We start from the raw sequence: 21,457 nt of genomic DNA, 5'->3' as shown, positions 1-21,457 counted from the left end.
CGCAGATCGCCGGCAAGAGCGACCCGTGCATCAATGGTATGAACCACTGATGCACAGTCCGCCCTTGCCGGCGACAAACCGAGCGCGTTACTTAGGCATCCTGCAAAGCACGCGGACGATTGCTGCGCAGCTCAAAGGCTGGCTGCGGCGCGGCCTGCAACTGGAAGTCAAAGTCCATCTCGGCAAAGCGTCCTTCGACACCACGGGCATCAGCTGCTGCAGCATCCTCGACGAAGCGCAGCTCGCCGACCAGCCCATCACGGGTGGCGTAGGCGAAATCATCCCACAGGTACTGATCACCGGACAGGTTGATCTGAGTAGTCAGGTGGCGATGACCCGGTGCGGAGATAAAGAAGTGCACATGCGCTGGGCGATTGCCATGGCGGCCCAATTGGTCAAGCAGCTCCTGGGTTGGACCGTCCGCTGGGCAGCCATAGCCCGACGGCACGATGCTGCGCGCACGGTAGCGACCTTCTGCGTCGGTGATGATCCGACGACGCAGGTTGTAGTTCGACTGTGTGCTGTCGAAGTACGAGTAAGTACCCTGCGTGTTGGCATGCCACAGGTCGACTACCGCACCGGCTACCGGTTGGCCATGCTCATCCAGTACCCGCCCTTGCAGGAACATTACGGTGCCAGCATCCAGGCCATCGTCCATCCGCACTTCACCTTCGGCCAATGGCGCACCGGCTACGTACAGAGGCCCTTCAATGGTCCGCGGCGTTCCACCGGACAAACCGGCCTGTTCATCCTGAGCATCCAGTTGCAAGTCCAGGTAGTGCTCCAGGCCAAGACCGGCCACCAGCAAACCGGCTTCCTGACGGGCGCCCAGGCGATTGAGGTAATCCACCGCCTTCCAGAACTCATCCGGGGTCACCTCCAGGTCTTCGATGACCCGGGCAACATCGTTGATGATGCGATTGATCAGCGTCTTCAGGCGCGGATTGCCGTCCTGGTTGAGCAGGCCACTGGCTTCCTCGAAGAATTTCTGGACATCGGCAGTGTGAGCGATCTTCACGGTCATGATTGGCTACCTCGAATTGTTGTTATCAGTAATCAGCGATCAACGGTCATCGGAATGGATCGACGAGGGATGCCGGCACAGGCCGTCAATCTCGATATCCATGTAGGGGAACAGCGGCAGTTGCATCAGGGTGTCGTGCAGCGCTTCGACACTGGGCAGGTCAAAGACGCTGTAGTTGGCGTAATGCCCGGCGATACGCCACAGGTGTCGCCAGATACCCTCGTGCTGCAGGCGCTGGGCCAGCGCCTTTTCATCAGCCTTGAGCCGGGCAGCCTGGGCCGGGTCCATGTCGAGGGGCAATTTCACGGTCATTTTTACGTGGAACAACATGTGGGCTCTCCTATCTCAGCGGCGGCTGAAGAACGCCAGGCGCTCTTCATCCAGAGTCAGGCCCAGGCCTGGGGTGCGCGGAACGTGCAAGGCGAAATCGCGGTACACCGGGGCCTCGACGACGATCTCTTCGGTCAACAGCAACGGCCCGAACAGTTCGGTGTGCCAGGTCAACGCGTTCAACGTAATAAAGGCATGGGCCGAGGCCAGGGTGCCGATCGAGCCTTCGAGCATGGTTCCGCCATACAGGGCGATCCCGGCGGCTTCGGCGATTTGAGCAGTGCGCAACACCGCACGCGGCCCACCGTTCTTGGCGATCTTCAAGGCAAAGACACTGGCGGCACCGTCAGCAGCCAGGCTGAAGGCGTCCTCGACACTCTCGATGGATTCGTCTGCCATGATCGGAGCCGGGCTGCGCTGGTTCAGGCGTACCTGACCGGCGCGGTTGATGCGCGAGATCGGCTGCTCGATCAGGTCGATGCCGTTGTCACCCAACACCTGGCAGGCGCGAATCGCTTGAGACTCGTCCCAATACTGATTGACGTCGACCCGCACGCTGGCGCGCTCGCCCAAGGCCTGCTTGATCGCAATGACATGGCGCAGGTCGTGAGCCACTTCATTGGCGCCGATCTTCAGTTTGAAAATACGGTGGCGGCGCTGATCGAGCATCTGCTCGGCTTCGGCGATATCGCGGGCAGTGTCACCGCTGGCCAAGGTCCAGGCGACCTCCAGGCTGTCACGCACACGACCGCCCAACAGCTCGCTGACCGGCAGGCCCAGGCGTTTGCCCTGGGCATCGAGCAAGGCACTTTCAATACCCGACTTGGCGAAGGTATTGCCCTTGATCACCTTGTCCAGGCGCTGCATGGCACTGTTGATGTTGCTGGCATCCAGGCCAACCAACATCGGTGCAAAGTAGCGGTCGATGTTTTGCTTGATGCTTTCCGGGCTTTCATTGCCATACGCCAGACCACCAATGGTGGTGGACTCGCCCACGCCTTCAATGCCGTCAGAGCAGCGCAGGCGAATGATCACCAGGGTCTGCTGCTGCATGGTGTGCATGGCCAGCTTGTGCGGGCGGATAGTCGGCAGGTCGACAATGGTTGTCGAGATACGCTCGATCAAGGGGTAATTCATCAGGATTCTCCAGGGGTGCTCAACCGAGGTCACCGCCACCCACTGGCAACACCGTGCCAGTGATGTAAGAGGCTTCGTCGGAGGCGAGGAACAGAATCGCGCCGACCTGTTCGTCGAGGCTGCCGTAGCGTTTCATCAGGGTACTGTCGAGGGTCTGGTCGACGATCTGCTGGTACCAGCCCTGCTCCTGGGCGCTTTGCTCGGCGCTGTTGCGTGGCACACGACGAGGCGGGGCTTCAGTGCCGCCCGGAGCCGTAGCGTTGACCCGCACACCGCGTCCGGCAGTCTCAAAAGCCAGGCAAGCGGTCAGTGCATTGACCCCGCCCTTGGCCGCGCCGTAAGGCACGCGGTTGATACTGCGCGTGGCAATAGAGGAAACGTTGACGATCGCCCCATGCCCCTGCTCGAGCATGTAGGGCAGCGCTGCATGGCAGCACCACAGGGTCGGGAACAGCGAACGACGCACTTCGGCCTCGATCTGGTCGGCCTGGTAATGCTCGAACGGCTTGGCCCAGATGGTCCCACCGACGTTGTTGATCAGCACGTCGAGCCGACCAAAATGCTCCACAGCTGCCGCCATCACGCGCTGACATTCACCGTGCTGTTCCAGGTCAGCGGTGAGAGTCAACACGCCGTCGGCCTGCAGCTCATGCACCAGCTCCGAGCGGTCAACCGCGACCAGTAAGGCCCCCTCTTCCAGAAGGCGCTCGGAAAGGCGCCGACCGATACCCTGCGCCGCGCCGGTAACCAGCGCGACCTTGTTGTCGAATCTGTTGCCCATGACAACCTCGAATAAAAAAGAGCCGCCCGTACCCGCACGATGCGAACGGCTCCAAAAAAGGATCAGGCCGCGGATGCAGCGAATTTCTCGTAGTAGAAGTTCGCCGGGGTGATGCCCTGCTCACGGATGTACTGGCTGACCGCCTCGACCATGGGAGGCGGGCCGCACAGGTACACATCGACGTCACCGTCATTGAGGTGGCGTGGCTCGATGTGTTGGGTGACATAACCCTTCAGCGGGTGCTGGCTGTCGGGGTTGGCCACACAGGCACTGAAGGTGAAGTTGGGAATGCGCGCGGCAAAGTCTTCCAGGCGATCCAGCTCGACCAGGTCAAAATCGTTCGTGACCCCGTAGATCAGGTGCAGCGGATGCGCACTGCCCTCTTCGGCGATTTTTTCCAGCATTGCGGTGAACGGTGCCAACCCGGTACCACCGGCCAGCAACAGCAACGGACGACGGATCTCGCGCAGGTAGAAACTGCCCAGCGGACCGGCCAGGGTCATGCTGTCACCGGCCTTGGCCAGGCCGGTGAGGAAGCTGCTCATCAGCCCACCCGGCACGTTGCGGATCAGAAAACTGACTTCGCCATCCTTCTGCAATGAACTGAAGGAATAGGCCCGGGTCTGCTCGCTGCCCGGCACGCCAAGGTTGACGTACTGGCCCGGCAGAAAGGCCAGACGGCTCAACGACTCACCCTTGATCGACAGTGCAATGGTGCTGTCTGAAAGCTGGCGCACATTGCTGATGCTGGCCTGGTAGCTGGCCTGCTCGGTCTTGCACACCTGTGACGAGGCCGGTACGCGGATCACACAGTCGCTTTCGGCACGCATCTGACACGTCAGCACGTAACCCTGGGCCACTTCCTCTTCGCTCAAGGCATCTTCGATGTATTCCTGGCCCAAGTCGTAACGACCGGCCTCGGCAAAGCACTTACAGGTTCCGCAAGCGCCATCACGGCAGTCCAGCGGGATGTTGATACCCTGGCGATAGGCCGCATCGGCCACGGTTTCGCCGCCAGCGGCGTCAATGAAGCGGGTGACCCCGTCTTCGAAATTCAAGGCGATCTTGTGCATGGCACACCTCGTGAATCAGGCTGTTGCTCGAAAACCGGGTCAGATGTGGTAAATGTCGATGACCTGGCGTACGTAGTCGTTCTTCAACACCACTTTCTTGGCCTTGATCAGCGGGCGATCGCCACGCACATCAAGGGTGTAGAAGCTGGCGCCGAAGTAACTGTCCACGGTCTTGTAGCGGAAGCTCAGGGTGTGCCAGTTGAAGCGCAGGTGGCACAGCCCATCGCTCTGCTCAAGCAATTCGAGGTTGCTGATGTTGTGCGAGGTGCGGGTATCGGGCATGGTCGCACTGGAGCGTTCGGTCTTGATCCGGAACACCCGGTCTTCCAGGCCGCCACGGTTGCCGTACCAGATCAGCGAGATTTCCCGCTGCGGGTCCTCGGTAAGCTGGTCGTTGTCGTCCCAAGCCGGCATCCAGAAGGTGGCATCGCTGGCGTAACATTCCAGCCATTGATCCCACTGACTGTCGTCCAGGTAGCGGGCTTCCTGATAAAGGAAGTCGCGTACGGCTTCGTAGGAAATGCTCATTGCACGGCCTCCACAGGGATCAACTGCTGCTCGGCCTCAAGGGCCTTGAGCATGGTTTCCTGCCAGTACTTGTGCTGCAGTACAAACAGGCCCTCATCCTCGGTACGCACACCGCTGAGGTGTGGATGCAGGTCAATTTCCTGGGCTGCAGCATCGGCACCTTCAACCCAATGCGTCGCTCCACGGGACATGTCATTCCAGCCACGGTTACCCTGGTAACCCATCTGGCAAGAGCGGAATTCTTCCAGGTCATCCGGCGTTGCCATGCCGCTGACGTTGAAGAAGTCTTCGTACTGGCGAATACGCAGGGCGCGAGCCTCGGCGCTTTCGCCCTTGGGTGCGATGCAGTAGATGGTGATCTCGGTCTTGTCCACGGCAATCGGCCGGGCAATACGGATCTGCGAGCTGAACTGGTCCATCAGGTAAACGTTGGGGTACAGGCACAGGTTGCGCGAGTTCTCGATCATCCAGTCGGCACGGGCCTGACCGAAGTCGCGAGCCAGTTCGTCACGGCGCTCGAACAACGGACGGTCTTCCGGGTTGGCCCAACGGGTCCAGAGCAGCAGATGGCCTTTATCAAAGGAGTAGAAGCCACCGCCATTCTTGGCCCAGCCACCGGCACTCATGGTCTTGACCTCTTCACCCGCTTCGCGCTGCTTGCGCTGGTTCTGGGTGGCGGCGTAGTTCCAGTGCACGGCACTGACGTGGTAGCCGTCGGCGCCGTTTTCGGCGGTCAGCTTCCAGTTGCCTTCGTAGATATAGGTGGAAGAACCACGCAGCACTTCCAGGCCATCCGGTGATTGGTCAACGATCATGTCGATGATCTTGGCCGACTCGCCCAAGTGCTCGACCAGAGGCAGTACATCCGGGTTCAGGCTACCAAACAGAAAACCGCGGTAGGACTCGAAACGCGCGACTTTGGTCAGGTCGTGGGAGCCTTCGCAATTGAAGCTCTGCGGGTATCCGGCATCGACCGGATCCTTGACCTTGAGCAGTTTGCCGGAGTTGTTGAAGGTCCAACCGTGGAACGGGCAGGTATAGGAAGAGCGGTTACCACTCTTGTGCCGGCAGAGCATCGCACCGCGGTGGCTGCAGGCATTCAGGAAGGCATTGAGTACCCCATCCTTGTTGCGCGCGATGAAAATCGGCTGGCGCCCCATGGTGGTGGTCAGGAAGTCGTTCTTCTCGGGAATCTGGCTTTCGTGGGCCAGGTAGATCCAGTTGCCCTCGAAGATGTGTTTCATTTCCAGTTCGAACAGACGGGGGTCGGTGAACATCTCGCGCTTGCAGCGGTAGATGCCCTTCTCCTGATCTTCTTCAAGCAGGGAATTAAGGTATTCGAATCCCAGGGACATGGCCGGGGCCTCCGTTGTTATTGTTCAGGCCATGTCAGGGTAGGGAGCGCAGGCTCAGGTAAATATCCGCTTTGTGCAGACCTTTATCCGTTTTCTGCAAACACGTCAGGGACGACGCTTGAGGGTATCGGAGGGCAGCTCGCCAAATAGCGCCTTATAACTTTCCGAGAACCGGCCCAGATGAACAAAGCCGTATTCCAGGGCCAGTTCGGTGATGTTGCGCACACTGCAGTCCGGGTCGCTGAGGCTGCGATGAATGCGCTCAAGCTTCTGCTGGCGAATGTAGTGCTTCGGGGTAGTACCGGCATGGCGCTCGAACAAGCCATAGAGGGAACGCAGGCTCATGCTCGCCTGCCGCGCCAGTTGCTCACTGCCGATGTCCTGCTTGAGATTGCGCTCGATGTACTCGGCAATACGCTCAAAGGTGACGGCCTGGCTTCCCAGGCTTTCACGACTGACGTTGGTCTGCAGCAGTGTCAGCAGTTTGCTGGCGACGATCTGGCTGTAGTGCTCCTGGACGCGCTGCAGCGAGTCAAAGGCTTCTGCCTCATGACAGACCATCGTCAACAGCCCGGCAAAACCCTCCAACGCCAACAACTGGTAATGGCTGTGGATAAACCGGACACCTTCACTGGGACGCTGCCAGCGCTGCTCATCGCACACCGCATCGAGCAGACGGGCCGGAAGTTTGAGAATGAACTTCTCGCAATCGGCGGAATACGCCAGGTCCACCGGCTCATCTGGGTTGATCAACAACAGCTCGCCCGGACCGAGCAGGCGTTCGGCCCGACCGCGACGCCACATACAGTGCCCCTGCAGGAGAATCTGCAGATGGAAAACACTTTCCAGGGCATGAGAAAGCACCCTCACCTCACCACCGTAGCTGATCCGACACAGGTCCAGACTGGCAAACTTTCGATGATCAAGGCTGGCCTCTGGGAGGCCTTTGCGTGGCAGTCGAATGTGGTGCTGGCCGACGTGCTGGTTAACGTAGGTCGACACGGCATAAGGATCGGCACGCTCGAACACCCGGCTGCGATGGCTGAGCAGGGAACTATCCATACCACGGTACTCGTCGTTTTTGTCTGCCCAGTCTATGTGATCCTCCGGGGTTATGGCCAAACTTGGGATGGGCGGCTTCCTGCAGACGCCCATCCTGTCTGCCCCTACAACAGAATCCAGGTGTAACTCAGGATCAAGCGGTTCTCATCGATGTCAGAACGGTAGTTCGAGCGTGCCATGGCGTTGCGCACGCGAATCCCCAAGCCCTTCAATACCCCGCCCTGCACCGCGTAGCCAAGATCGAAATCGCGCTCGTGCTCCCGTCCCTCATACCCCAACCCGGTGTCGACGTTATCGCCTTTGAGATAGCGTGCGGTTGCTGTCAGGCCAGGAATGCCCATGGCAACGAAGTCGTAGTCGTAACGCACCTGCCACGAACGTTCGTCGGTGTAGGCAAACTCATAGGTCGGCACTTCGTTGCCCAATGGCGAAATGTTCGGGAACACACGGGGGAAAGCGTCATCACCATAAATTGCCTGGTAACCCACGCTGAAGGTATGTCCGGAACGTTTGGCAGAGAGCAACGAGTAAAATGCCCGGTTGTCGATATCACCCAGCTTGCTGGCGCCTTGCTCGCGGGCAGTGAAGTAGCCGAGGTTGGCACCGAGCGTCCAGTCGCCCATCGGCTGGCTGTGTTTGAAACCGACAAAACCTTGTTGGTAGATATCCTCCAATTGCCCGTACCAAAGGCTGACGGTGCTGCGGTTGCCGTTGAAGCTGTAGTCGCCCCCGGCAAAATTGAACGCATCACTATCGGCTTTACGCTGGGGAACATGGCCGAGCACCGCAATCATCTTCTCATCACCCGCCTCGTTGCGAAGACTGGTGGAACTCAAGTGCCCGGCTTGTACCGTAAGGCCCTCGAGTTCTGAAGACGTGATACTTGCCCCCTGATAAGTCGGTGGCAGCAGTCGCGAGTCGTTGTACTGCAGAATAGGCAGGTTGGTCTGCAACTCGCCAACCTTTAACTCAGTCTTCGAGTAGCGCAGCTTGAGGGTGCCACCTACCCGGCTGTACTCGTCAGCGGCACGACCATCGCCCTGCACCGGCAATAGTCCGGTACCCGTACGATCAGGGCTACTGTCGAGCTTGAACCCCACTACGCCGATGGCATCGACCCCCACACCGATCAGACCCGGGGTATAGCCGGACTTGAAGTTGAAGATGAAGCCCTGTCCCCACTCCTCGGCCTTGGATTGTTTGTTGGCACCGACGATGTCGGAGAAATCACGGCTGAAGTAGTAGTTGCGGGCCTGCAGCGTAGCGCTCGAACCGCTGACAAAACCGGGCTCGGCGGCACTGGCACCAACACACAGGGCAAGGGTGGACAGCAACCAGGAATGACGGAGGTTGTTCATGAGTAACGTGCTCTTTTTATTGTTGTTTTAACAGGTACTACGCGCTGCTTTGATGGCCGGCAAAGCCGGCCGATTATTGATCAGGCCTTGGCGGGCAGCGGCGACGCCTTGCTGGCGAACGGTGAGCGGCTGGCGAATACCATCATCGCCAAGGCAGCGACGGCACCGGGCACGGCGAACGCCAGGAAGTTGAGCGGCAATGGCAACTGAACACCCAGCAAGGCGCCTCCCAGCAGAGGCCCGACGATGGCCCCACTGCGGCCAATACCCGACGCCCAACCCAGACCCGTCGAACGGATGCCCATCGGGTAGAACTGCGCGACACAGGCATAGGCAAGAATCTGCGTGCCGATGGTGGTCGCACCGGCAATCGCGATCAGCAGGTAGAGCACCGGTGTCGGGCTTTTGAAGCCCAGCAGGCTGATGGACAGGGCCGCCACCGCGAAGAACACCACCAACACCTTGTCCAGCTTGAAGCGGTCGCCAATCCAGCCACCGCCCACGGCGCCAAAGATCGCACCGAAGTTCAGCACCAGCAGAAACGCCAGGCTGGAACCCAAGCCATAACCGGCATTGTTCATCAGTTTCGGTAACCAGGAATTGAGTGCGTAGACCATCAGCAGGCAGCAGAAGAACGCCACCCAGAGCATCAGCGTGTTCAGCGCCCGACCTTCGTGGAACAGTTGTGGTACCGCAGCACCCGGCGCCTTGCCTGCGGCGGCTTCAAGCTGATCGCCCGCTTGCGGCTGATAGCTCGGCTCAACCCGTTGCAACAGTTGCTGTGCCTGCTCTATTCGACCCTGGCGCACCAGAAAACCGAGGGACTCCGGCAGAAAGCGCAAGATCAACGGCAGGGTCAGCAGAGGAATGACCGCCACATAGAACACCGACTGCCAACCGAAGGCCGGCAACAGCACAATGCCCAGCCCGGCAGACAGCATGCCGCCGACTGAATAACCACTGAACATGATTGCGACCAGGGTGCTGCGAATCTTCTTCGGTGCGTATTCGTTCATCAGCGCCACCACGTTGGGCATGACGCCGCCGATTCCCAAACCAGCGATAAACCGGCAGATACCGAACTCCGTGGGGTTATGGGCGAAACCATTGAGTACTGTAAAACCACTGAACAGGATCACACAGAGGGTGATTGCCTTCTTGCGGCCGATGCGGTCCGACAACGGGCCAAACACCAGCGCACCGAACATCATGCCAAACAGTGCATAGCTACCCAGGGCGCCGGCCTGCAGCGGGGTCATGCCCCATTCCTGCATCAATGCCGGCAGCACCACGCCATAAATGACCAGGTCATAGCCGTCGAAGATAATAATCAGCGCACACCAGAACAGCACACGCCAGTGAAAGGGATTGAACTTGGCCTGATCGATCAGGGCATTGATATCGACTGCTCGCATGGTGCGCGTCTCTTTTGTTGTTGTTATCGAAACCCGAAGGCGCAATACCCACTCGGCGCGAGGGCCTGGCGGTGTTCGCAAACTCAGGTTAGGGAGACGTCGAGCGCGGCAATAGCCATTTCCTGCGAATCGCTATCCAGATAGCGCAGGGGCTGGCCAGGTGTCAGCGATAGCGTTTGAAGGTCACCGAGGGCAGTTCGCCAAAGCGCTGGCGGTAACTCTCGGCAAAGCGGCCGAGGTGCAGAAAACCATAGTCCAGAGCGATTTCCGTCACGTTGCGTACGCTACTGGCCGGATCCTGCAAGACTGCATGGATACGTTCCAGTTTGCGCTGGCGCACATACCCCTTCGGTGACAGGCCAGCATGGCGCTCAAACAGGGAGTACAACGTGCGCTCACTGACCCGCGCCACGTTCATCAACTGCACGATGCTGATGTCTTGATTCAGGTTGGCGTCGATGTACTCCACCAACTGCTCAAAGGAATGAGCCTGAACCTGCGGCTCTCCCCGTTGAATGTTGTTATCCAGCAAGGTCAGCAGCTTGCTGGCGACAATACGACCGTAGTGTTCCTGGACCTGCAACAGCGAATTGTCGGACTCGGCCTCAGCACAGACCAACCCGAGCAAACCGATGAAACCATCCAGCGGTTGGGTCTTGTGACGGGCCGACGTAAAGCGAATACCGCCCTCTGGCACCTGCCAGCGCTGTTCCAGGCAGGTCTGTTCAAGCAGACTGGCCGGCAGCTTGAGGATGAATTTCTCGCAGTCGGCCGAATAGGTCAGGTCTACCGGATCATCGGGGTTGATCAGCAACAACTCACCCGGGACGTAAGGGTGCTCATTGCCACGGCAGGCCGAGCGGCAATGACCCTTGAGCAGGATCTGCAAGTGATACAGGCTGCCCAGCGCAGGTGAGGTGACCTGCGCCTTGCCGCCATAGCTCAGGCGGCACAAGTCGAGGCTGGCGAACTTGCGATGGTTGATACTGGCTTGCAGCTCGCCGGTTCTGGGCAAGCGCAAGCAATGACCACCAACATGCTGATTGACGTAGTCGGAGACCGCATAAGGGTCGGCACGCTCGAATACACGGCTGCGCTCGCTCAGCAGGAGACTGCTCATGGGCTGGCCTCGTTTTATTATTATGATGTCGATATCCACAGGGTCTGGTTATCCACAGGCGATCAGCTTGCGTTAGTCGATGTGGGCAGTCCAATATCCGTTAAGTGGGTAACCATACCTTGGAGGTATCATGGAACTGCGCCATTTGCGTTATTTCCGCGTGCTGGCGCAGACCCTGAATTTCACTCGCGCCGCCGAACAACTGCACATTGCTCAGCCGCCGTTGAGTCGACAGATCCGCCAACTGGAGGAAACCCTTGGCGTAGAGCTGCTGGAGCGCAGCCGCCCGCTACGCCTGACCGAAGCCGGGCGCTTCTTCCATGAACAGAGCGCCGCCTTGCTCGACCAGCTCGAACAGGTCGCCGAAGCCACCCGGCGCATTGCCAACAGTGAGCGCCAGTGGTTGCGGATCGGTTTCGCGCCTTCGACGTTGTACGACCTGCTACCGGAGCTGATTCGCCAACTGCGTCGCTCCGAGGATCTGGAACTGGGCCTGCAGGAGATGATTACCCTGCAACAAGTCGAGGCACTGAAGGCCGGGCGTATCGATATCGGCTTCGGCCGTATCCGCATCAATGACCCGGCTATTGAACAGCATGTGTTGCGCGAAGACCCGTTAGTTGCCGCCTTGCCTTGCGGGCATCCCTTACTGGGGCAGCCGCTGGACCTGGCACGGCTGGCACGCGAACCCTTTGTGCTCTACCCCGCCACGCCACGACCGAGTTATGCCGACCACATCATGGCGCTGTTCGCCAACCATGGCCTCAGCGTCAGGGTAGTGCAATGGACCAACGAACTGCAGACCGCCCTCGGGCTGGTGGCGGCCGGGCTGGGGATAACCTTGGTACCCGCGTCGGTACAAACCCAGCACCGCGCAGACATTGTCTATGCACCACTGACCGAGACGTCGGCGGTTTCACCCATCATTCTCAGTCGCCGGGCTGGGGATAACTCCCCCTTGCTCACGCACTGCCTGGCCTTGATCGACCAAATGCAGGCTGTGGATAACAACACCTGAAGCGCCAGTGGACGGCTACCTTGCAGATGCCAAGGGGTAAGGAGAAAACGGTTAGCTGAAATTTAAAACCATAAAAATCAACTACTTACACAATATACAATGCACTTACGAATAGGCCAGTAGCTGCGTATCGCTCTCAACTAATGTTGTTCGAGTTGACCTGAATCAATACAGCATCACCGTCATGTAGTGATGTTGATTAATAACTCATCGGCCTACCTATTACCTTCAACAGAAACCAGTACTTAAGTACATGAAAACTAATTGAAAAGTGAATTACAGGCATGCCCGGTCAATAGTAATATACCCCCCATAACTCCCCCAACGACTCAACTAAACCATCTCGTTGCGCTCGCGCCCAGTGCCGTTCCATCACTGGAAACGATCATTAATAAACTGATTTACCCACACGTCACTACGAGCCGTATGAACAGCGCTTAAGACTCAGGCGCTGTTGAATACGGCTCATGTTCTAGATCGCACGATTTAACTAATAGTAAGGAGCGTTTCGTGAAGTTCACCATCACACGCCTGATGATCAGCAGCGCAACAGCACTGATCCTTGTGGCGCTGGGGCTGTCATTCTGGATATCTCATCAGGTAAACCACCTGGATGATCTCAGTCGGCAGTTGGAAAACCTGAGTAGTGCCCAGCAAGAGGTGGAAGAACTTCGTTATCACACGGCACAAATTCAACAGTTTTACACCGACGCAAGCTTGACCGGCGAAAACGAGGCAGCAGCGGCCGCACATCGACACTTTCAGCGGATGCGAGACAAGCTGGGTGAACTCAAACAGGCAATTCCAGCATTCAGCCTCGAACTGGAGGCGATGAACGCTCCGGCAGAACGACTCGACAGTGAAGGCCTGCGCATGTTCCAGGCCTACAGCGGCGCTGGTAAGGCGGCTGGCGACAAGGTGATGGAAGACTTCGACCAGCGTTCGGCAGAAGTGATTCGTACGTTCGCCGGGCTACGTGACCCGCTGTCGGCCAAATACAAGGCCACCCTCAACGAAACCAGCGCAGTGCGTGAGTCACTGAAGGTCAATACGCTCGTGGCCTGGGGCATAGCACTGCTGCTGATCCTTGGTACCCTTTGGCTGATCAGCCGCCGCGTCCTGCCTCCCCTTAAGCGGATGTCCAGTTCGTTACGCGATTTGAACACCGGTAATGGTGACCTCAGCCGTACCCTGCGCCAGGACAACGATGATGAGATCGGTGAGGTGGTTGCGGGCTTCAATCAGTTCGTTGCCGGCCTCAGGGGGCAAATTGCGACGGTAGCCCAGGTAGGCTGCACCTTGGGCCAGTCATCGACGCATTTGGTCAATGATGCGCAAGCTGCCGAAGCGAGCGCCGAAACCTTGCGTTCGGAAGTGGATCAGGTGGCCACAGCGGTCAATCAGATGGCTGCTACCGTACAGGGCGTGGCCGCCAACGCACAGGCAAGCTCGGCCCAAACCGGTGATGCTGATCGCCAGACGCAAGAAGCCATTGGCGTGGTGAACCAGACGATTGTCGAGATCCGTACCTTGGCCAACGAAGTAGGCCGGGCATCCGAAGTGATTCAGACCCTGGAAACCCACTCACGCTCCATTGGTGGCGTATTGGAGGTAATCCGGACCATCGCCGAACAGACCAACTTGTTGGCATTGAACGCAGCCATTGAAGCGGCACGCGCCGGCGAGCAAGGCCGAGGCTTTGCCGTGGTCGCCGATGAAGTACGCACGTTGGCCAGCCGCACCCAGGCCTCGACCCAAGAAATCCATGGCATGATCGAACGCCTGCAGAATGCGTCCCAAGAAGCCGTCGCGGTCATGCAGGAAAGCCGTACCTATGCCGAGAAAGGTGTTATGCAGGCCGAAATAGCCGGTCAGGCACTGGTGAACATCAGTACCTTGATGGCCTCGGTGTCGGGGATGAGCTTGCACATCGCTGAAGCGGCTCGCGAGCAGTCCATGGTCAGCGATGAAATCAACCAGCGGATCAGCAGCGTGGCAAATGTCGCCGGGCGTACCGCAGAACTGTCAGAAAGCACGCTGGCAAGCGGCCGAGCGGCTGGTGAAGACGCTCGACGGCTGGATGAGATTGTCAGCCAGTTCAGGCTCTAGGCCGGCCTGAAACAGGCGAGCAGCGCTGGTAAGCAACGCGCTCGCCTCAACCGCAGCCTTACTCCACGGTCACCGACTTGGCCAGGTTCCGTGGCTGGTCAACGTCGGTGCCTTTGAGCACGGCAACGTAGTACGACAGCAACTGCAGCGGAATGGTGTAGAGAATCGGCGCCAGGGCATCAGCGATGTGCGGCATCGCAATCACGTGAGTGCCTTCACCATTGCTCATGCGAGCTTGCTCATCGGCAAAGACGACCAACTGACCACCCCGGGCGCGAACTTCCTGCAAGTTGGACTTGAGCTTCTCCAACAGTTCGTTGTTCGGCGCTACGGTAACCACCGGCATATCGTTGTCGACCAGTGCCAACGGGCCATGCTTGAGCTCGCCAGCCGGGTAAGCTTCGGCGTGGATATAAGAGATCTCCTTGAGCTTGAGCGCCCCCTCCATCGCCACCGGGAACTGCGCGCCACGACCGAGGAACAAGGTGTGGTGTTTGTCGGCGAACAGCTCAGAGATTTTCTCGATGGTGGCATCCATCGCCAAGGCTTCGCCCAAGCGAACCGGCAGGCGGCGCAATTGCTCGACCAGATCAGCCTCGACACCCGCCCCCAGGGTGCCACGCACTTGGCCCAGGGCCAGGGTCAGCAGCATCAATGAGACCAGTTGGGTGGTGAACGCCTTGGTGGAGGCCACACCGATTTCCGGGCCAGCCAGGGTCAGCAGGGTCAGGTCCGATTCACGTACCAGCGAGCTGATCCCGACGTTGCAAATTGCCAGGCTGGCCAGGAACCCCAGCTCCTTGGCATTACGCAGCGCCGCCAGGGTGTCTGCTGTCTCTCCAGACTGAGAGATCGAAACAAACAGGGTATCGGGTTGCACAACCACCTTGCGGTAGCGGAACTCGCTGGCCACTTCGACCTGACACGGAATACCGGCCAGTTCTTCCAGCCAGTACCGCGCAACCATACCCGCGTGATAACTGGTGCCACAGGCAACAATCTGAACATTGCGAACCTTGGCAAACAGCTCGGCGGCTTGCGGGCCAAAGGCCTGAACCAGCACATGGTCACTGCCCAGACGACCTTCTAGCGTGCGTTGCACCACGGTAGGTTGCTCGTGGATTTCCTTGAGCATGAAGTGACGGTATTCACCCTTGTCAGCCGCTTCTGCACCTTCGTGGTACTGCACCGCTTCACGCTGAACAGCTTGGCCGGCCTGGTTCCAGATACTGACCTTGTCGCGGCGAATCTCGGCGATATCACCTTCTTCCAGGTACATGAAACGGTCGGTGACCTGACGCAGGGCCAGCTGATCGGACGCCAGGAAGTTTTCCCCATGGCCCAGGCCAATCACCAGCGGGCTGCCGCTACGCGCCGCAACGAGGCGATCCGGTTGCTTGGCACTGATAACGGCCAGGCCATAGGCACCGTGCAACTGCTTGACCGCCACCTTCAACGCTTCGGTCAGATCAGGCTGAGTCTTGAGGGTGTGATGCAACAGGTGAACGATCACCTCGGTATCGGTTTCCGAGCTGAACACATAACCCAGGCCTTTGAGCTGCTCACGCAGTTCTTCATGGTTCTCGATGATGCCGTTATGCACCACCGCCAAGTCATGGCCAGAGAAATGTGGGTGTGCGTTGTGCTCGCTTGGCGCGCCGTGAGTCGCCCAACGAGTGTGGGCAATACCCAGTTTCCCCGATAGCGGTTGCGCAGCAACGGCCGCTTCCAGTTCACTGACCTTGCCAATGCGGCGACGGCGTTCCAACGCACCTTGTGCACTGTAGACGGCCAAGCCGGCACTGTCGTAACCACGATACTCGAGGCGCTTGAGACCTTCGATGAGGATGGTGGTGATGTTACGTTCGGCGACGGCACCAACGATTCCACACATAGAAATTACTCCTAGCTGATTGCGGCACAAATCACGTTTACGCCGCGGGCTTCAATCTGTTCGCGTGCCGCTTGGGGCAGGCGTTCATCTGTAATCAGGGTATTGATGCTGCTCCAGGGCAGCTCGAGATTCGGTATCTTGCGACCGACCTTATCCGACTCGACCATGACAATCACTTCCCGCGCGACCTCGGCCATGACCCGGCTCAAACCCAGCAACTCATTGAATGTGGTTGTGCCACGCACCAGGTCAATGCCGTCGGCGCCAATGAACAACTGGTCGAAATCGTAAGAGCGTAATACCTGCTCGGCGACTTGGCCCTGGAATGACTCGGAATGCGGATCCCAGGTACCGCCGGTCATCAGCAGCACCGGTTCATGCTCAAGCTCGCTGAGGGCGCGGGCAACATTCAACGAATTGGTCATCACCACCAAGCCCGGTTGCTGACCAAGCTCAGGGATCATGGCGGCAGTCGTACTGCCACTGTCGATAATGATCCGCGCATGTTCGCGAATCTTGCCTACCGCAGCACGGGCAATGGCCTGTTTGTAGGCAGATACCGGCTGTGCTTGATCAGCAATCAGCTCCTGGGGCAGTGTGACCGCACCACCATAGCGACGCAGCAGCAGGCCATTGGCCTCAAGCGCAGCCAGGTCTTTGCGGATAGTGACTTCCGAGGTCTCGAAACGTTTGGCCAACGCATCGACACTGACCTCGCCCCGCTCATTCAGCAGCGCGAGAATGTTGTGCCGTCGTTGTGGAGTGTTTCGTTTCGACATTTTGGCTTTAAGTTTCGTTTCGTAAGTTAGTGAAGCCAATCAAAACCTAAAGCTTTCACTTCGTCAAGGGCGATACCTGTGTTTTTGCCTGTGCATAACTAGACATGACTGACGCTTTTATCCTCAATGACCGACCTAGAGCGTCTGGCACAAAAAAAGCCGACTTATGCACAATCCAGTCGGCTTTTTATTCACATGTGGATAACGTCAGTTCTTCTTGATTTTCTCTGGTCGCTTCCAGCCATCAATGTTGCGCTGACGTGCCCGACCAACGGCTAACTGAGCCGTATCGACATTCTGCGTAATGGTCGAACCGGCTGCCGTTGTAGCGCCAGAAAGGATATCCACAGGCGCGACCAGGGAGTTGTTGGAGCCGATAAAGACATCCTCACCCAACACGGTCTTGAACTTGTTCGCACCGTCATAGTTGCAGGTGATGGTGCCCGCGCCAATGTTGGTCCGCGCGCCGACTTCCGCGTCGCCCAGGTAGGTCAGGTGACCGGCTTTGGCGCCTTCGCCCAGGTGAGCATTCTTCAACTCGACAAAGTTACCCACATGGGCTCGTGCTTCCAGCACGCTGCCAGGGCGCAGGCGCGCAAATGGGCCGGCATCGCTGCCCTCACCCATGATGGCACCTTCGATATGGCTATTGGCCTTGACCACCACGCCCTTGCGCAGCGTACTGTTCTTGATCACACAGTTAGGGCCGATCACCACGTCGTCTTCAATCTCGACGCGGCCTTCCAGGACTACGTTGATGTCGATCAGCACATCGCGGCCGACGGTAACCTCACCGCGTACATCAAAGCGCGCCGGATCACGCAGGGTGACGCCCAGCGCCATGAGTCGACGCGCCTCACGCAATTGATAGTGACGCTCCAGCTCAGCCAATTGGCGACGGTCATTGGCGCCCTGCACTTCCATCGGATCGTGCGGCTGCTCGGTGGCCACCACCAGGCCATCGGCAACGGCCATGGCAATCACGTCGGTGAGGTAGTACTCACCCTGTACGTTGTTGTTGGACAGTCGGCCAAGCCACTCTGCCAAACGTGCACCCGGGACAGCGAGGATACCGGTGTTACCTTCCTTGATCGCCCGCTGTGCTTCGCTGGCATCCTTGTGCTCGACGATAGCCGCCACCTGACCCTGTGCATCACGCACAATGCGGCCATAGCCTGTCGGGTCGTTCAGCGTCACGGTCAGCAAGCCCAGTTGCTGCGGAGTGACCTTGGCCAGCAACCGCGTGAGGGTGTCGACTTCGATCAGCGGCACATCACCATAAAGGATCAACACGGTATCGGCGGTCAGATGTGGCAGCGCCTGTGCAACAGCATGGCCAGTGCCTAGCTGCTTGTCCTGCAGGACAAAATTCAGATCGTCGGCAGCCAAACGCTCACGAACCACTTCTGCGCCATGCCCGATCACCACATGCATGCCCTGTGGCTGAAGCTGCCGGGCGCTGTGGATAACATGACCCAGCATGGAATTGCCTGCAACCGGGTGCAGCACTTTGGGCAAGGCAGAGCGCATGCGCGTGCCTTGGCCCGCAGCGAGAATAACGATATCGAGAGACATGACTGGCTACCAATCCTGGGTGGTCAGCGACTGCGACCAAAAAGAAGGAATTACAGAAAAAGAAAAAGGGTAGCCGAGGCTACCCTTTAACTCAATCACACGACAGAGGCTCGGCTTAACCGCCGAACTTCTTGCGGATCTGCTGGACGGTGCGCAGCTGGGCTGCGGCTTCGGCCAGACGTGCAGCGGCGGAACCGTAGTCGAACTCCGCGCCTTTTTCGTGCAGAGCCTTTTCAGCAGCCTTGACGGCTTCCTGAGCGGAGGCTTCATCCAGGTCGCTGGCGCGTTGCACAGTATCGGCAAGCACCTTGACCATGTTCGGCTGGACCTCGAGGAAACCACCGGAGATGTAGAACACCTCCTTGTCGCCACCCTGCTTGGTCAGCGTGATCGGACCCGGCTTCAGATCAGTGATCAGCGGGGCGTGGCCTGGAGCGATACCGATATCACCCAGGTTGCCGTGCGCAACCACCATCTCGACCAGACCGGAGAAAATTTCTCCTTCCGCACTGACGATATCGCAATGGACTGTCATAGCCATCTGCTTGCCTCAACCTGATTAGCGCCCCTTTCGGGGCGCCGGGATTACAGTTTCTTGGCTTTCTCGATCGCTTCTTCGATGCCGCCGACCATGTAGAACGCTTGTTCTGGCAGGTGGTCGTAGTCACCGTTGAGGATGCCTTTGAAGCCAGCAATGGTGTCTTTCAGGGAAACGTATTTACCCGAAGCACCGGTGAAGACTTCAGCCACGAAGAACGGCTGGGACAGGAAGCGCTGGATCTTACGAGCACGGGATACCAGTTGCTTGTCGGATTCGGACAGTTCGTCCATACCCAGAATAGCAATGATGTCCTTCAGCTCTTTGTAGCGCTGCAGCACGTACTGAACACCGCGAGCGGTTTCATAGTGCTCAGTGCCGATGACCAGAGGGTCCAGCTGACGCGAAGTCGAGTCCAGTGGATCGACCGCTGGGTAGATACCCAGGGAGGCGATGTCACGGGACAGTACCACGGTGGCGTCCAAGTGGGCGAAGGTGGTCGCTGGCGACGGGTCAGTCAGGTCGTCCGCAGGTACGTATACGGCCTGGATCGAGGTGATCGAACCTTGCTTGGTCGAAGTGATGCGCTCTTGCAGCACGCCCATCTCTTCAGCCAGGGTCGGCTGGTAACCTACTGCGGAAGGCATACGGCCCAGCAGTGCGGATACTTCGGTACCGGCCAGGGTGTAACGATAGATGTTGTCGACGAACAGCAGAACGTCGTTACCTTCGTCACGGAACTTCTCAGCCATGGTCAGGCCGGTCAGCGCTACGCGCAGACGGTTTCCTGGCGGCTCGTTCATTTGGCCGTATACCAGAGCAACCTTGTCCAGTACGTTGGAATCCTTCATCTCGTGGTAGAAGTCGTTACCCTCACGAGTACGCTCACCCACACCGGCGAACACGGAGAAACCGCTGTGCTCGATGGCGATGTTACGGATCAGTTCCATCATGTTTACGGTTTTGCCTACACCGGCACCACCGAACAGACCGACCTTACCACCCTTGGCGAATGGGCAAACCAGGTCGATAACCTTGATACCGGTTTCGAGCAGGTCGTTGCCACCAGCCTGTTCTGCGAAGGAAGGTGCGGCACGGTGAATGCCCCAACGCTCTTCTTCGCCGATCGGACCGGCTTCGTCGATTGGGTTGCCCAGGACGTCCATGATACGGCCCAGAGTCGCTTTACCGACTGGAACGGAGATGGCTGCCTTGGTGTCAACGACGTCCAGACCGCGCTTCAAGCCTTCGGTCGAGCCCATCGCAATGGTACGTACTACGCCGTCGCCCAGCTGCTGCTGAACTTCCAGAGTAGTTTCCGCGCCCTGTACTTTCAGCGCGTTATAGACACTCGGTACGCTGTCACGTGGGAATTCCACGTCAATGACGGCGCCGATGATTTGAACGATACGTCCGCTACTCATAGCTGGATCCTCTGAATATTTGAACCGTTAAACCGCGGCAGCGCCGCCGACGATTTCCGAGATCTCTTGGGTGATCGCAGCCTGACGTGCCTTGTTGTAGATCAGCTGCAAATCGCTGATCAGGTCGCCGGCGTTGTCGGTGGCGTTTTTCATTGCGATCATCCGCGCAGCTTGTTCAGCCGCGTTGTTCTCGACTACCGACTGGTAGACCTGCGACTCCACGTAACGCACCATCAGGCCGTCCAGCAGCTCTTTGGCATCGGGTTCGTAGAGGTAGTCCCAGTGGTGCTTGAGTTCTTGATCCGGGGTTGCGACCAACGGAATCAACTGCTCGACCGTTGGTTTTTGCGTCATGGTATTGATGAACTTGTTCGACACCACGGACAGGCGATCGATACGACCTTCCAGGTATGCGTCCAGCATGACTTTGACGCTGCCAATCAGATCGTTGATCGATGGCTCTTCGCCCAAGTGGCTGATTGCAGCAACGACGTTACCGCCGAAGTTACGGAAGAATGCCGCACCTTTGCTGCCGATCACGCACAGGTCGATCTCGACGCCTTGTTCGCGGTTTGCCGACATGTCCTTGACCAGGGCCTTGAACAGGTTGGTGTTCAAGCCGCCGCACAGACCACGGTCACTGCTCACCACGATATAACCGACACGCTTGATGGCGCGATCGATCATGAACGGGTGGCGGTATTCCGGGTTGGCGTTGGCCAGATGACCAATCACCTGGCGGATGCGCTCCGCGTAAGGACGGCTAGCAGCCATACGCAGTTGAGCCCTGCGCATCTTGCTGACCGCCACTTTTTCCATGGCGCTGGTAATTTTTTGCGTGCTTTTGATGCTCGCAATCTTACTGCGAATCTCTTTTGCGCCTGCCATGTAACACCTATCAGGTTAGCAAGCGGGGGCTGCAAAGCCCCCGCTGCGG

19 protein-coding genes and 1 pseudogene are annotated in these 21,457 nt (G+C 58.4%); 3 read left to right on the top strand and 17 right to left on the bottom strand.

Going from position 1 to position 21,457, the window contains the following annotated elements; translation table 11 throughout:
• Positions 1-91 precede the first annotated feature (91 nt).
• The 11 genes from catA to IE038_RS00555 form a co-directional block, all read right to left on the bottom strand.
• On the bottom strand, positions 92-1,024 hold the full coding sequence (gene catA, locus IE038_RS00605; protein WP_163933523.1) for a catechol 1,2-dioxygenase: 933 nt from the start codon (positions 1,022-1,024) through the stop codon (positions 92-94).
• A 39-nt stretch (positions 1,025-1,063) separates the two neighbouring features.
• Positions 1,064-1,354: a muconolactone Delta-isomerase gene (gene catC / locus IE038_RS00600; protein ID WP_065759592.1), complete on the bottom strand. Its 291-nt coding sequence runs from the start codon at positions 1,352-1,354 to the stop codon at positions 1,064-1,066.
• A gap of 15 nt (positions 1,355-1,369) precedes the next feature.
• A complete protein-coding gene (locus IE038_RS00595; protein ID WP_163933520.1) occupies positions 1,370-2,491 on the bottom strand; it encodes a muconate cycloisomerase family protein in 1,122 nt (373 codons plus the stop codon).
• A gap of 19 nt (positions 2,492-2,510) precedes the next feature.
• Positions 2,511-3,272, bottom strand: a complete 762-nt coding sequence (locus tag IE038_RS00590) for a 1,6-dihydroxycyclohexa-2,4-diene-1-carboxylate dehydrogenase (RefSeq protein WP_163933517.1) — start codon at positions 3,270-3,272, stop codon at positions 2,511-2,513.
• Between the two features lie 62 nt (positions 3,273-3,334).
• A complete protein-coding gene (gene benC / locus IE038_RS00585) occupies positions 3,335-4,345 on the bottom strand; it encodes a benzoate 1,2-dioxygenase electron transfer component BenC (protein ID WP_189394945.1) in 1,011 nt (336 codons plus the stop codon).
• A gap of 39 nt (positions 4,346-4,384) precedes the next feature.
• Entirely contained in the window at positions 4,385-4,873 is a 489-nt protein-coding gene (gene benB, locus IE038_RS00580) for a benzoate 1,2-dioxygenase small subunit (protein ID WP_163933515.1), read from the bottom strand.
• The gene (benA, locus tag IE038_RS00575; RefSeq protein ID WP_189394944.1) at positions 4,870-6,228 is read right to left on the bottom strand and encodes a benzoate 1,2-dioxygenase large subunit; all 1,359 of its coding nucleotides are present in this window, start codon (positions 6,226-6,228) and stop codon (positions 4,870-4,872) included. The genes benB and benA overlap by 4 nt, the downstream gene beginning before the upstream one ends.
• Positions 6,229-6,333: 105 nt before the next feature.
• Complete coding sequence (locus IE038_RS00570; protein ID WP_163933512.1) at positions 6,334-7,290, bottom strand: AraC family transcriptional regulator; 957 nt, start codon at positions 7,288-7,290, stop codon at positions 6,334-6,336.
• Positions 7,291-7,394: 104 nt separating this feature from the next.
• The gene (locus tag IE038_RS00565) at positions 7,395-8,648 is read right to left on the bottom strand and encodes an OprD family porin (protein ID WP_189394943.1); all 1,254 of its coding nucleotides are present in this window, start codon (positions 8,646-8,648) and stop codon (positions 7,395-7,397) included.
• A gap of 80 nt (positions 8,649-8,728) precedes the next feature.
• The gene (locus IE038_RS00560; protein ID WP_189394942.1) at positions 8,729-10,063 is read right to left on the bottom strand and encodes an MFS transporter; all 1,335 of its coding nucleotides are present in this window, start codon (positions 10,061-10,063) and stop codon (positions 8,729-8,731) included.
• A 163-nt stretch (positions 10,064-10,226) separates the two neighbouring features.
• Complete coding sequence (locus tag IE038_RS00555; RefSeq protein WP_163933509.1) at positions 10,227-11,183, bottom strand: AraC family transcriptional regulator; 957 nt, start codon at positions 11,181-11,183, stop codon at positions 10,227-10,229.
• A gap of 130 nt (positions 11,184-11,313) precedes the next feature.
• Here IE038_RS00555 and IE038_RS00550 point away from each other — a divergent pair, with 130 nt between their 5' ends.
• From IE038_RS00550 to IE038_RS25125, 3 genes and pseudogenes are all read left to right on the top strand, one after another.
• Complete coding sequence (locus IE038_RS00550) at positions 11,314-12,201, top strand: LysR family transcriptional regulator (RefSeq protein ID WP_163933507.1); 888 nt, start codon at positions 11,314-11,316, stop codon at positions 12,199-12,201.
• A 534-nt stretch (positions 12,202-12,735) separates the two neighbouring features.
• A pseudogene (locus IE038_RS25130) lies at positions 12,736-13,452 on the top strand (HAMP domain-containing protein); the annotation flags it as partial.
• A gap of 153 nt (positions 13,453-13,605) precedes the next feature.
• The gene (locus IE038_RS25125) at positions 13,606-14,310 is read left to right on the top strand and encodes a methyl-accepting chemotaxis protein (protein ID WP_407682253.1); all 705 of its coding nucleotides are present in this window, start codon (positions 13,606-13,608) and stop codon (positions 14,308-14,310) included.
• 58 nt (positions 14,311-14,368) lie between these two features.
• Here IE038_RS25125 and glmS read toward each other — a convergent pair whose 3' ends face one another.
• The 6 genes from glmS to atpG all read right to left on the bottom strand — a co-directional run bounded on the left by glmS (position 14,369) and on the right by atpG (position 21,408).
• Positions 14,369-16,204, bottom strand: coding sequence for a glutamine--fructose-6-phosphate transaminase (isomerizing) (gene glmS, locus IE038_RS00540; protein ID WP_189394941.1), 1,836 nt, complete (start codon positions 16,202-16,204; stop codon positions 14,369-14,371).
• Between the two features lie 11 nt (positions 16,205-16,215).
• Positions 16,216-16,983, bottom strand: coding sequence for a DeoR/GlpR family DNA-binding transcription regulator (locus IE038_RS00535; protein WP_163933501.1), 768 nt, complete (start codon positions 16,981-16,983; stop codon positions 16,216-16,218).
• Positions 16,984-17,190: 207 nt separating this feature from the next.
• The gene (gene glmU / locus IE038_RS00530; protein WP_163933498.1) at positions 17,191-18,558 is read right to left on the bottom strand and encodes a bifunctional UDP-N-acetylglucosamine diphosphorylase/glucosamine-1-phosphate N-acetyltransferase GlmU; all 1,368 of its coding nucleotides are present in this window, start codon (positions 18,556-18,558) and stop codon (positions 17,191-17,193) included.
• 115 nt (positions 18,559-18,673) lie between these two features.
• Complete coding sequence (locus tag IE038_RS00525; protein WP_065759577.1) at positions 18,674-19,099, bottom strand: F0F1 ATP synthase subunit epsilon; 426 nt, start codon at positions 19,097-19,099, stop codon at positions 18,674-18,676.
• A 44-nt stretch (positions 19,100-19,143) separates the two neighbouring features.
• Positions 19,144-20,520: a F0F1 ATP synthase subunit beta gene (gene atpD / locus IE038_RS00520; protein WP_065759576.1), complete on the bottom strand. Its 1,377-nt coding sequence runs from the start codon at positions 20,518-20,520 to the stop codon at positions 19,144-19,146.
• Between the two features lie 27 nt (positions 20,521-20,547).
• Positions 20,548-21,408 carry a F0F1 ATP synthase subunit gamma gene (gene atpG, locus IE038_RS00515; RefSeq protein ID WP_065759575.1) on the bottom strand — a complete coding sequence of 287 codons (861 nt, stop codon included), beginning with the start codon at positions 21,406-21,408 and terminating at the stop codon, positions 20,548-20,550.
• Positions 21,409-21,457: the final 49 nt, after the last annotated feature.

It is taken from the genome of Pseudomonas laurentiana, from assembly GCF_014648275.1.
Taxonomy (GTDB): Bacteria; Pseudomonadota; Gammaproteobacteria; order Pseudomonadales; family Pseudomonadaceae; genus Aquipseudomonas; species Aquipseudomonas laurentiana.
Note: the sequence above shows the minus strand (reverse complement) of the source record. Positions and strands in the feature narration are given on the sequence as shown.